11 protein-coding genes are annotated in these 12,693 nt (G+C 54.1%); 6 read left to right on the forward strand and 5 right to left on the reverse strand.

Translation table 11 applies throughout. The features are described 5' to 3' along the window. Positions 1-4 precede the first annotated feature (4 nt). The 6 genes from ACJJIB_RS20305 (at position 5) to ilvD (ending at position 8,740) form a co-directional block, all read left to right on the forward strand. Entirely contained in the window at positions 5-1,279 is a 1,275-nt protein-coding gene (locus ACJJIB_RS20305) for an inorganic phosphate transporter (RefSeq protein WP_252083562.1), read from the forward strand. Positions 1,280-1,475: 196 nt separating this feature from the next. Then, positions 1,476-3,176, forward strand: a complete 1,701-nt coding sequence (locus tag ACJJIB_RS20310) for a thiamine pyrophosphate-binding protein (protein ID WP_444887385.1) — start codon at positions 1,476-1,478, stop codon at positions 3,174-3,176. 177 nt (positions 3,177-3,353) lie between these two features. Continuing rightward, a complete protein-coding gene (locus ACJJIB_RS20315) occupies positions 3,354-4,232 on the forward strand; it encodes a carboxylate/amino acid/amine transporter (RefSeq protein ID WP_444887386.1) in 879 nt (292 codons plus the stop codon). Then, positions 4,210-5,373 carry an acetylornithine deacetylase gene (gene argE, locus ACJJIB_RS20320; protein ID WP_444887387.1) on the forward strand — a complete coding sequence of 388 codons (1,164 nt, stop codon included), beginning with the start codon at positions 4,210-4,212 and terminating at the stop codon, positions 5,371-5,373. The genes ACJJIB_RS20315 and argE overlap by 23 nt, the downstream gene beginning before the upstream one ends. A gap of 82 nt (positions 5,374-5,455) precedes the next feature. Next, positions 5,456-6,778: an amino-acid N-acetyltransferase gene (gene argA / locus ACJJIB_RS20325; protein WP_252083566.1), complete on the forward strand. Its 1,323-nt coding sequence runs from the start codon at positions 5,456-5,458 to the stop codon at positions 6,776-6,778. 126 nt (positions 6,779-6,904) lie between these two features. Beyond that, complete coding sequence (gene ilvD / locus ACJJIB_RS20330; protein ID WP_444887388.1) at positions 6,905-8,740, forward strand: dihydroxy-acid dehydratase; 1,836 nt, start codon at positions 6,905-6,907, stop codon at positions 8,738-8,740. Positions 8,741-8,784: 44 nt separating this feature from the next. On the opposite strand, the gene ACJJIB_RS20335 is transcribed toward ilvD, so the two are convergent. From ACJJIB_RS20335 to ACJJIB_RS20355, 5 genes are all read right to left on the reverse strand, one after another. Continuing rightward, on the reverse strand, positions 8,785-9,435 hold the full coding sequence (locus ACJJIB_RS20335; RefSeq protein WP_444887389.1) for an energy transducer TonB: 651 nt from the start codon (positions 9,433-9,435) through the stop codon (positions 8,785-8,787). Positions 9,436-9,659: 224 nt separating this feature from the next. Continuing rightward, positions 9,660-11,012 (reverse strand): tetratricopeptide repeat protein, encoded by a 1,353-nt coding sequence (locus ACJJIB_RS20340; protein ID WP_444887390.1) that lies wholly within the window; start codon positions 11,010-11,012, stop codon positions 9,660-9,662. A gap of 12 nt (positions 11,013-11,024) precedes the next feature. Further along, positions 11,025-11,642 (reverse strand): energy transducer TonB, encoded by a 618-nt coding sequence (locus ACJJIB_RS20345; protein WP_252083570.1) that lies wholly within the window; start codon positions 11,640-11,642, stop codon positions 11,025-11,027. A gap of 5 nt (positions 11,643-11,647) precedes the next feature. Continuing rightward, complete coding sequence (locus ACJJIB_RS20350) at positions 11,648-12,049, reverse strand: ExbD/TolR family protein (RefSeq protein ID WP_444887391.1); 402 nt, start codon at positions 12,047-12,049, stop codon at positions 11,648-11,650. 116 nt (positions 12,050-12,165) lie between these two features. Continuing rightward, positions 12,166-12,693 carry a MotA/TolQ/ExbB proton channel family protein gene (locus ACJJIB_RS20355; protein ID WP_152455321.1) on the reverse strand — a complete coding sequence of 176 codons (528 nt, stop codon included), beginning with the start codon at positions 12,691-12,693 and terminating at the stop codon, positions 12,166-12,168.

Genomic DNA, 12,693 nt, shown 5'->3' on the forward strand with positions numbered 1-12,693 from the left:
CAACGTGGAAATTCTTAGTCAATATGGCCATATTCTGTTGATATTGGCCTGTGTCGCGGGCTTTTTTATGGCCTGGGGTGTTGGTGCCAACGATGTCGCCAACGCCATGGGCACTTCAGTCGGCTCGCGAGCACTGACTATCAAACAGGCGATTGTCATCGCCATGATTTTCGAGTTTGCGGGCGCCTATTTAGCCGGTGGTGAGGTAACCGCCACAATCCGCAAAGGCATTATCGATTCTGAAATCTTTGCCTCGCAGCCCGAACTGCTCGTCTACGGCATGTTGTCCGCCCTACTCGCCGCCGGCACCTGGCTACTGGTGGCCAGTATCCTCGGCTGGCCGGTATCCACCACCCACTCCATTGTCGGCGCTATTGTCGGTTTCTCCGCAGTGGGTATCTCCCCCGATGCGGTGGCCTGGGGCAAGGTGGGTAGCATTGTAGCGAGCTGGGTAGTCTCCCCGCTGCTGGCAGGTACTATTTCCTTCCTGCTGTTCCGCAGCGTGCAACGCCTGATCCTCGATACCGAGGATCCATTTGCCAACGCCAAGCGCTACATTCCTTTTTATATGTTCGCCGTGGGCTGGATGATCGCTATGGTGACCCTGACCAAGGGTCTGAAGCACGTTCTCAAAGACGCAGATATCAAGCTCAGTTTCCTGCAGGACGCCGGTATTGCCGCGATTGTAGGTCTGTTGGTCGCAGGCGTTGGCGTCACCATGCTCAAGCGTATCAAGCGTGACACCTCCATCGAAGCAGAAAACCGCTTTGCCAATGTGGAGCGTGTCTTCGCTATCCTGATGATTTTCACCGCCTGTGCCATGGCCTTCGCCCATGGTTCTAACGACGTGGCCAATGCCGTTGGTCCACTAGCGGCGGTAGTCAACACCATCCAAGTGGGTGCGGTAACCGCCAAGGCAACCATGCCTTCATGGATTCTGTTGCTTGGGGGCCTGGGTATTGTGGTGGGCCTGGCCACCTATGGCTTTAAAGTAATGGCGACTATTGGCCGTAAAATTACTGAGCTAACGCCCAGCCGCGGCTTTGCTGCAGAACTCGGCGCCGCTGCTACCGTGGTTATGGCCTCCGGCACCGGCCTGCCCATCTCCACCACCCATACCCTGGTGGGCGCGGTACTGGGTGTTGGCCTAGCCCGTGGCATCGGTGCGCTGAACCTGCGTATGATTACCACCATCGCCGCTTCCTGGGTAGTTACCCTGCCCGCTGGCGCTGGAATTGCAATCCTGTTCTTCTACTTCTTCAAGGGATTGTTTGGCTAATTGCGGCTGTGCAATATCCATCAAAAAAGGGAAGCTCAGCTTCCCTTTTTTATTTCAAGCGAACCGCTCTTGTCCTGCTGCCTAGCCAGAGCCCTCCTCATCACCCTCTCAAAAACTGAACTAAGCTGTCCCAGATCTACCCGAAACCGTCCCGCCTGCCGAGTAGCGATCACCGGCTGAGAATGAATATCGCCACATGACGACACGTGACACTACACATTGGACCGTTGGCACCTACCTGGCACAGCGCTTGATGGATGTGGGTATCCGCCACTATTTTGCCCTGCCTGGCGATTACAATCTGGTATTGCTCGACCAGCTACTGCTGGAGCCAGACCTGAAGATGATCAGTTGCTGCAATGAGCTGAATGCAGGTTATGCCGCTGACGGCTACGCTCGGGCAACCCAGGGACCCGCCGCAGCCGTGGTCACATTTTCTGTTGGCGGGCTCAGCATGATCAACGCAGTCGCAGGGGCCTATGCCGAGGATCTCCCTCTGATTGCCATTTCCGGGGGCCCAAATACCAATTCGGAAGCCGAGTGGGAGTACCTGCACCACACTCTGGGCGAAGTGAACTACAGCTACCAGCGCGAGATGTACTCTTACGTCACCGCCGAGACCGTAATTATCCACCACCCCAAATTGGCACCGGCCGCTATAGATCGCGCACTGGACACCGCCATGTTGCGGCGCAAACCAGTGTATATAGAGGTCGCCGCCAATGTCGCCAATGCCCCAACCTCGGCGCCAATTCCGCGCGGCTTTGCCCGGCGCCCTACCAGCGATCCCGACTCCCTCGCCGCCGCTGTGAAGCATATCGTCGATTTCTTAAATGGTGCCGAGCGCCCGGTTTTAATTGCTGGCAGCAGGGTGCGTGCAGCCAGTGCGCAAAAAGCCCTGTGCGATCTGGCCCATAGCTGTAAATATGGTCTCGCCTCTATGCCCGATGCCAAGGGTCTACTTCCCGAGACCCTTGAGAGCTTTATGGGTATCTATTGGGGCCCTGTGAGCACCCCTGGATGCAGTGAAATTGTGGATACAGCAGATGCTCTATTATTTGCCGGTCCCCTGTTTACCGATTACACAACAACCGGCCATCAGCTGTGCTTTCAGGGTGATAAAGCCATCCTGGTGCAACCTACTTCTGTTCAACTGGGGGACACCTGCTACAGCAATGTGCATATGAGGGATCTGCTAAATGCCCTTGTAGGACAACTAAACGCAAACGATGGGGCCTTGAAGGCCTACCACAGGGTGAGCAGTCCTAAACATACCCCCAAACCCGGTAAACCCGACACACCACTCACCACTAGACAACTATTCGCACGAATACAGAAACTGCTCGATCGCAGAAGTACCTTGCTGGTGGAGACTGGGGACTCCTGGTTTAACGGTATGGAGCTTTCATTGCCCGAGGGAGCACAGTTTGAGATTCAGATGCAATATGGAAGCATCGGCTGGTCTGTGGGAGCCAGCCTCGGCTACGCCCTCGGAATGAGCAAAGGGCGCCTGATCTCCTGCATTGGCGACGGCTCCTTCCAGCTCACTGCCCAGGAAATATCCACCATGATTCGCTACGGGGTTAACCCGGTTATTTTCCTGATCAACAATGGTGGTTATACCATTGAGGTGGAGATCCACGATGGCCCCTATAACACGATTAAGAATTGGGATTACGCCAAGCTGATCGAGACTTTTAGTGCAGGGGAAGGCAACGCCTGGGGGTGTAGGGTCACCACCCAGGGCGAGCTGGATCAGGCAATCACTGAGGCCAAGAAGCGTAGTGGCCTGTGCCTGATCGAAGTGCTGATCGACCGCAACGACTGCAATGTAAACCTACTGCGTTGGGGCAACCAAGTTGCCCGCAATAACAGCCGGGCGCATCGTAGTATATGACAGCCATTCCAAACGGTGAGGGCGATGTTTTTGTCCCCCATTTTCGATTGAGCAAGCTTCATTGAACGCTACTCATCGCAGTAAGTGGCAACCTCTTCCATTTATTCTTCGCCCGCGCAATACTCACCAGCCACTAGCTATTTGCCGCATATCATCCGTTCCCGAGAAAGCATTCCCATGCCTTTATTGATCCTTGTCACCCTGCTCTGGGCCTTTTCTTTCAGCCTGATCGGAGTTTACCTCGCCGGTCAGGTCGACAGTTATTTCTCGGCGATGACTCGGGTTTTATTGGCCGCTCTGGTATTTCTGCCCCTGTTACAGTGGCGACGCTCTAGTGCTCGCGACGCCATTGTTCTAATGGCCATTGGCGCCTTACAGCTGGGGGCCATGTACCTTTTTTACTATCAGTCATTCCTGCTGCTGAGTGTGCCTGAGGTGCTGCTGTTTACCATATTTACCCCTCTATACATTGCACTGCTTTATGATCTGATTGAGCGACGCCTATCACTGTGGAATTTGGCCATCGCAATGCTGGCAGTCTGCGGGGCGGCCATTATCCGCTGGGACTCCCCTAGTGGCGATTACTGGTTAGGCTTTGCCGTGGTTCAGGGGGCCAACCTGTGTTTTGCCGTCGGCCAGGTTGCTTACAAGCAATTTATGCAGCGGGATCAATCTCTCCCGCCCAGGCAGACATTTGGCTGGTTTTTTCTAGGTGCGGCAGTCATTACGGTATGCGCATGGGCTTTTTTGGGCGAGCCCAGGTATCCACAAACCCTAACCCAATGGGGAGTATTGTTGTGGCTCGGCCTTGTGGCCTCCGGCCTCGGTTATTTCCTCTGGAATAAGGGCGCCACCCTAGTCTCCGCGGCGACTCTCGCGGCTATGAACAATGCCCTGGTACCCGCCGGCCTACTGGTAAACCTGTTAATCTGGAACCGCGATGCGGATATTCCCAGACTCGCTCTGGGTGGATGCGCAATCGCACTGGCGGTTATCCTCAACGAGCGACGCAACAAAATAGGGGACAATTCCCATGGCGCCTATCGCAGTACCTGAGTTAAAGACCCAGCTTCGACAATTAATCGCCTGCCCCAGTGTCAGCGCCACCGATCCAGCGCTGGACATGGGCAACCGCCCGGTGGTGGAAAAACTCGCAGACTGGCTCGATACCCTAGGGTTCACCGTGGAATTGATGCCCCTGCCAGACAGCACGAATAAAGCCAACTTGATTGCCACCCTCGGCGCACATGAGGGCGCTGAAGGCGGCCTGATCCTTTCCGGACACACCGACACGGTTCCCTTCGACGATGGGCGCTGGCATTCAGACCCGTTCATCCTGCAGGAGCGCGACAATCGCCTCTATGGCTTGGGCACCAGTGATATGAAAAGCTTTTTCCCACTGGCCATCGAAGCCGCCCGTAGCTTTATCGATAAACCTCTGCGCCAGCCCCTGACCATTCTCGCTACCGCCGATGAAGAGACCTCAATGACCGGCGCCAGAGAGTTGGTCAAAGCAGGGCGACCGCAAGGACGCTACGCGGTAATTGGCGAGCCGACTGGCTTGCGCCCGGTTCGCATGCACAAGGGTGTGATGATGGAGGCCGTGCGTATCACGGGACAATCGGGGCACTCCTCCAATCCTAGCCTCGGTGCCAACGCCCTGGAGGCTATGCACTTGGTTATTGGGGAGTTATTACGTCTGCGCGGGGAGTGGCAGGAAAAGTACAATAACCCCGGATTTGTCGTCCCCGTACCTACCCTCAACCTTGGCTGCATCCACGGTGGTGACAACCCCAACCGAATTTGCGGCCATGCGGAATTACAGTTTGACGTACGCCCACTACCCGGTATGTCACTGCTGGAATTGCGCCGTGAGTTAAATACAAGGCTGCAGGCATGTATCGACAACAGTAGAATTCATCTCGATATGGTTTCTCTGTTTCCCGGTACCGAACCCTTCGAACAGGATCCTAATTCTGAGTTGGTCAAGGTTGCGGAAAAGCTCACCGGTTACAGCGCCCAGAGTGTCGCCTTCGGCACTGAAGCCCCCTACTTGAAGAGCATGAATATTGACACTATCGTGCTTGGCGCCGGTGATATAGATCAGGCTCACCAACCGGATGAATACCTGGAGCTCGATCGTATAGAGCCGATGGTAAAAATATTGCGCAACCTGATCGGACGCTTCTGCCTCTAAACCATTCAGGCCGGCCTGGCTTCAGTTAAATTTTTATCCGCTCCTTACACAAGCAAATATATCGACAGACGGAAAGGTATTAGTGACCGACGAGAACGCCTCCCTCAACTGGTTCCGCCATGCGGCGCCCTATATCAATGACCTGCGCGGTCGCACTCTGGTAGTCGGCATTCCCGGCGACGGGCTCGAACACAGCAACTTTCGCAACCTGGTCCACGATCTTGCGCTGCTCGCCAGCCTTGGAGTCCGCCTGGTAGTGGTGCATGGCTGCCGTGCACAAGTCAACCGCGCCCTGCAAGAGCGCGGCATTGAGGGCCGTTTTCACGGCAACAAGCGTGTTACCGACCGGGAAAGCTTGGAAGTGATAAAAGCCGCAGTGGGCAGATTGCGCTTCGATATCGAAGCGGCCTTTTCCCAGGGGCTCCCCGACTCCCCCATGGCGCGCTCAGCGCTGAAGGTAATTTCTGGAAATCTGGTTACTGCACGCCCATGCGGCGTTCTGGATGGTGTCGACCTGGGCTGGACCGGCACAGTGAGGCGCATGGAAGTCAACACTATTGAACAGGCACTAGACCAGGGCGCACTGGTGCTACTATCCCCCCTGGGGACCTCTTTGACCGGCGAACTATTCAATATTAATTACCTGGACCTAGCCGCAGAGGCCGCTAGAGTCCTGCGAGCCGAGAAACTGGTGCTGTTCCGCGAGCCGGCGCAATTAATGCTTGATGGTAATCCGATCAACGAGCTCAGTATTGTGCAGGCCGAGCAATCCGCCACCCGAATACAGAGCAAAACCCTGCAGTGTGCCATTCAGGCCTGCAATTCAGGTATAGCCCGGGTCCACCTGCTCAGTTACTGCCAGAATGGTTCTCTGATCCAGGAGCTTTTTCGCCGTGAAGGCGCCGGTACCATGATCTACCGGGATAGTTATGAAGTGGTACGCCGGGCGCGAATCACCGATGTAGGGGGGATTCTCGGTCTGATTCGCCCACTGGAGAAGCAAGGCGTTTTGGTAAGACGCTCACGGGAAAAGCTCGAAGCCGAGATAGATCATTTCACCCTGGTGGAGGTCGATGGTACACCCGTAGCCTGTGCCGCACTCTACCCTATTGGAGACGACAGCGACGATACTTCTGCCGCAGAGATTGCCTGCGTGGCAAGCCACCCAGATTTTCGTGGCGGTGGGCGCGGCGCCAAGCTGATGCGCCACCTCGAACGCCAAGCCCGAGCGGTCAATATCCGCGAGCTCTATGTGCTCACCACCCAAACCGAACACTGGTTTATCGAACAGGGGTTTGATCAGGTCGGGGTGAGTGATCTGCCAGCCTCACGTAAATCCCTGTACAACATCCAGCGCAATTCACGCATTCTGCGCAAACAGCTCGGCCAGGACGGTATGTCTTAACTCTCTCCTATCGCAATACCTATCCTAGTAAGTAGCGCAGTGGATCCGCACTGCGCGAAAACATCCCAGATATAGGCTTTTTTTGCTAAGCTGACGCTCTAATTTACACAGCCGGATGCTTGTACCATGCCCAGATATCGTTCCCGTACCTCCACCGCCGGACGCAATATGGCCGGCGCCCGTGCCCTGTGGCGTGCCACAGGTATGACCGATGCGGATTTCCACAAGCCGATTATCGCCATCGCCAATTCATTCACTCAGTTTGTACCCGGGCACGTACACCTCAAAGATATGGGGCAGCTGGTGGCAAGGGAGATCGAGCGAGCCGGCGGTGTCGCCAAGGAATTCAATACCATCGCCGTAGACGATGGTATCGCCATGGGCCACGATGGCATGCTCTACAGCCTGCCCAGCCGTGAGATTATCGCCGACTCGGTGGAATACATGGTCAACGCCCACTGCGCTGATGCCCTGGTATGTATATCCAACTGTGACAAGATCACTCCGGGCATGCTGATGGCTGCCCTGCGCCTGAATATCCCGGTTATTTTTGTATCCGGCGGACCAATGGAGGCTGGCAAGACCAAACTGGCCGACCACAAGCTCGATCTGGTGGATGCCATGGTGATCGCCGCCACAGATACAGCCTCTGACGAAGAGGTTGCGGAGTACGAGCGCTCTGCCTGCCCCACCTGCGGTTCCTGCTCCGGCATGTTCACCGCCAACTCCATGAACTGCCTGACTGAGGCGTTGGGCCTCTCACTGCCAGGCAACGGCACCCTGTTGGCCACCCATGCTGACCGCAAAGAATTGTTCCTGCGCGCCGGACGAGAAATCGTCTCGCTGACCAAGCGTTACTACGAAGAAAATGACGAGAGCGCCCTGCCTCGCAATATCGCCAACCGCGCAGCCTTTATGAATGCCATGGCTCTCGATATCGCCATGGGCGGCTCGACCAACACGATATTGCATCTACTCGCCGCAGCCGAGGAGGGCGATATCGACTTCAACTTACAGGATATCGATCGACTCTCCCGCGAGGTGCCGCAACTGTGCAAAGTCGCACCTAACACAGAGAAGTACCATGTGGAGGACGTCCACCGAGCCGGTGGGGTAATGGCGATTCTCGGCGAATTGGAATCTGCTGGGTTAATTGATGCCTCCCTGCCCACCGCTTATGGGGGTTCACTAGCCGATGCTCTCGAGCAGTGGGACATCTCTCGTACCGACCAGCAATCGGTACAAGAATTCTATAGAGCCGGCCCCGCAGGTATTCCCACACAGACCGCATTTAGCCAGGCCTGTCGCTGGCCTACCCTGGATGCCGATCGACAAAATGGCTGTATTCGCTCCGCCGAGCACGCTTATTCTGCTGAGGGCGGGCTGGCAGTTTTATTCGGTAACCTGGCTGTAAATGGCTGCGTTGTAAAAACTTCTGGTGTTGACGAGGCGTTATGGAAGTTTGAGGGCCCGGCCCATGTTGTCGAGAGCCAGGAGGAGGCGGTTGCCCATATTCTCGAAGGTAAAGTAAAGAAAGGCCAAGCGGTAATTGTTCGCTATGAGGGCCCCAAAGGCGGGCCCGGTATGCAGGAAATGCTGTACCCCACCAGCTATCTAAAATCCAAGGGACTTGGGGAACACTGTGCCCTGATTACCGATGGTCGTTTTTCCGGGGGCACCTCTGGCCTCTCTATCGGCCACGTCTCTCCAGAGGCTGCATCTGGAGGGAATATCGCTCTGGTACAGGATGGCGATCCAATCCGAATCGATATACCAGCGCGCAAAATTGAGATTGCCCTCAGTGAAGAGGAGCTTGAGAATCGCCGCCAGGAAATGGAGAGTCTCGGCCAGCAGGGCTGGAAACCCCAAAAAGAGCGCCCCCGCAAAGTCAGCAAGGCCCTAAAAGCCTATGCATTACTCGCCACCAGCGCCGATCGCGGTGCGGTAAGGGAAATTGATTAAGCAGATATACAGAAATTATAAAACGGCCCAAACGGGCCGTTTTTTTATTGTGCAAGTTTATAGGTGATCCGATTGCGAACACCATACCGCTCGACGGTGTGGCCATCTTCCACTTGTGGCTGATATTTAAACCGCTCTGCCGCAGCCTGTGCCGAACGATTAAATACATTGGTTGGATTGCCGGCGCTGTCATAGCCAGCAATAACACGCACATCGCGCACCGCACCGGTTTTGGTTATCGTAAACTCCACAACTACATAACCTTCTATACCTCTGCGCATAGCCGTGCTCGGGTAACGCGGTGTAGCCTTATAAACAGGCACAGGCTCTCTCGATACGATAGCTGGATTATTACCAGATTCAGTAACCGGAGGAGTAATCGTTGGGATGGTATTTATGGTCTCCACTTCTCTAATCACCTCAGTACGCTCTAGCGGTGGCGGAATATCCTGAGGGCTCGGCGGAGCCTGATACTCTTGCTGGGTAACCACTTTCTTGTCGGTCATATCTATAGGTTGAATCGTCGGTAACGGCTTAGCCACCGGCTCCACAAAATTTGTGGAGATCAACTGACTCATTGCAAAAATCAAACCGAGAGTAATCAGGGCTGCGTAGGCCAAGCCTTTAGCATAACCAGCAAGCAGGTGGGTAGGGAAAAAATCGGGGCTGGAAAATGGCGTGCAAGCTCTATCCATAACACCTCTCCTATTGTTATTAGGGTGCGTAAAAGGCATCTAAGTGCCGAAATGGAAAAAGCTGATCAGCTGACTTTAATCATTAGCCAATTCACGAAAAAATGCAAATAGTTCGCAAATACAGGTTATAGCAACATTTAATATTATTGAAAGAGGAAACCGGGGCATAAAAAAAGCCGCACATCTCTGTACGGCTTTTCTGGGATTGAAAAGTAACTAAGCGATTAAATTGCCAATTGCTTTTCCCTCTCCTGCTCACCCTTGACAAATTCCATCCACTGCTTGGCAAACTTCTCAGAGCGCTCATCTTTCGAGGCTTCTCTAAGACTTTTTATTGCCGCGTCATAGCGCTTCAGGTTGGCATTAGCCATGCCTAACACAATATGTAGAGTGTCGACACGCTTGATCTTGCCCTTTGCCAGAGCTTTTTTGCCCATGGAAACGGCCTTCTCATTCTGGTCCAGGTCCAGGTAGATCCCGGCCAGGCGCGAGTAGATTTCACCCTTATCAGACAATTGAGCTGCAGCTTCCAGCTGGGGAATCGCTTTTTGCAGCTCCTGAGCCATCTGATACGCCTGAGCAAGCGTTTCCAGGTTCTTGGCTGTACGAGGGATCTTCTTCTCTTGGATACCTTTGGCAATCACCTTGGCACCTTTATAAGGCATTTCGTGCCCCATAAAGAGATAACCCATATTCAACAGGTCCCGATCCTTCTCCAGCGCACCTGCCAAATAAGCGGCTTCCATCATATGCAGCTGATCTTTATCGCGCTTCAGCTCGCCATACATAGCCGCCAGTGTTTTGTAGTACACAGGCTTGGGATAGTGCTGTACCAGCTTCTCAAGAACACCAGCTACTTTTTTGTAGTCGTTGCGCTCGAAGTACACGTACTGCTGAAGACCGTACCAACCTTCCTTGGGCACCTTGCCTTCTTTCTCATACATGGATACCGCAATATTGATATCCGCCAGTGCTTTGCTCTGATTACCAACCTGGTTATAGGCCTGGGCACGCAATGCATAAGAGTCGGCAGTTATACGATCAGAGACCTTAAACCATTTATTCAGGTAATTAATCGCCTGCTTGTAATCCTCGGTAACAAAGTAGAGCTGCGCGAGGGTAAACAAGGTTCCCACTTCAAGTGCAACCGGCAGGTTTTTTTCGCCCTGGTTTAGCACCTTCTTAAAGTAGGGGATGGCCTCTTTGTAGCGCTCGGTACTGTAGTAAACCACACCGAAGAAATTGTACATCTGAGCTATCTCATAGCCGTTGTACCGTTTCTTACTCGCATCCATCTCTTGAAGTGCAACTAAAGCGCCCGCCCAATCTTCTGCATCAGCAGCTTCCTGGGCTTTCTCCAACTTTTTATACGCGGCTTCGCGCATAGCCGGTACTTTGCGGCTCTTCTGGTTGCTGGGCTTTTTTTGCTCCTGGGCCTGGGCAGAGGCGAAAGGTGCGGAAACACCCACTGCTTCGAGCACGGTAACACTGAGTGCTGGTGCCAAGACCAGGGGCAATGCTACTGAGGTGCGCAGCGCGAGCTTGGACAAACTTTTGCTAATGCTTGTCAACTTCATAGTGCTTCCTCCTTAGTCCTTAGCCATATTAAAGCTGATCTTAGTCCGCACATTCGGGACTTCGGTCGGCTTGCCATCAACTACCCGCGGCTTGTATTTATACTTCAGCGCGGACTTGAGTGCGGCCCTGTTAAAAACAGAGGTGGGCTTGCCATCCAGGGTAAAGGCTTCGATCACAATAGGATCGCGCACAGAACCATTGGTGGTCACCGTATACTCTACGATTACATAGCCTTCCATACCCCGCTGAAGTGCACGGCGTGGATACTGGGGCTGAACCTTAACGATGGGCAGGTAGTCACCCTCACCAAAGCTAAAACCAGACAGCTTGACACCGCCAGACGCCTTGGGCGCAGAGATACTGATACCGCCATCGATGTCCGGCTCCTCAAACTCCGGCTCAGGCATTTCCGGCGGCGGAGTTTCAGGATCCTCCGGTTTCACCGGCTTGGTCGTGTCGTATTGTGTTTCGATCTTCTGCTCAGGCATCACCACATCGGCAACTTTGAACTGCTCCTTTTCCTCTGGAGCGCCCATATTTGCCTGAATCAGCTGATGCATGGTGAAGATGAGGCCAAAGGTTGTGGCTACTGCCAGCGTACCTGCCCCAAGAAGTCTTACCGGATTCATAGCTGTTAACTCTTTTCTGTCGCGACCGAAACTTTCTTGATACCAATCTTCCTGGCTGCTTCCGCAATCAGGGCGATCTTTTCAATACTCGCTTCCTTATCGGGCTGAATCACCAACCACCCCTTCGGGTTTTCCGAGTAGAGGCGCTCCAGGACAATTCTTACCTGGCGCTCATCAACTTTCTCTTTGGCAATCCAGATCTCATCACTATTGTTGATCGCTACCAGAATAGAGGTGGCTTTGAGTTCTGCGGTTGTCGCTTCCGGCTTAACAACATCAGCACCCGGTTCCTTAATAAAGGTCGCAGTGACGATAAAGAAGATCAGCATGATGAACACCACGTCCAGCATGGGCGTGAGGTCAATAGCGCCGGCTTCTTCTTCTGCCGTATTTTGTCTTTTGCTCATAGCAACTCTCTTAGCGAACTTTCTCGTCAGGGGCCCTCAGGGAGCGCCCCTGGCGAAAATTTCTGGCTTGGCTAAACCTTCACAGCAAATAAGCTGGCCTATTCGCTGATGTGTGCTTAGTGATCCATGGTCAGATGATCTTCCAACAACTGGGTCTCACGCTCGGCCTTACGGGCGAGGTAGGTGTTGGCGAATACTCCGGAGAGGGCCGCAACCATACCCGCCATCGTCGGGATAGTTGCCATGGATACACCACTGGCCATCTGCTTAGCGTCACCGCCACCGGTAATTGCGAGAACATCGAACACGTTGATCATGCCCCAAACCGTGCCCAGCAGCCCGAACAGGGGCGCTAGGGCAACACAGGCCTGGATCATGTCCATATTGTCCTGAATCTTCTCGGAAACCCGGGAGATCATCGCGTAGCGGATCTGGTGGGAGGCCCAGGATTTGCGCTCACTGCGCTCTTCCCACTGGTCTACCGCACCCTGAACGTCACTCTTTAACGCTTTGTTAAAGTAGAAAACACGTTCAAAAATCAGCGTCCACATAAAGAAGGTCAGGCCGGCGATCAGGAACAGTACTGGCCCGCCCGACGCCATAAAGGCGTTGACGGCGGCCCATGCGTCGATTAATGCGTGCAT

This window comes from Microbulbifer mixtoriginis (SeqCode) (assembly GCF_052467705.1).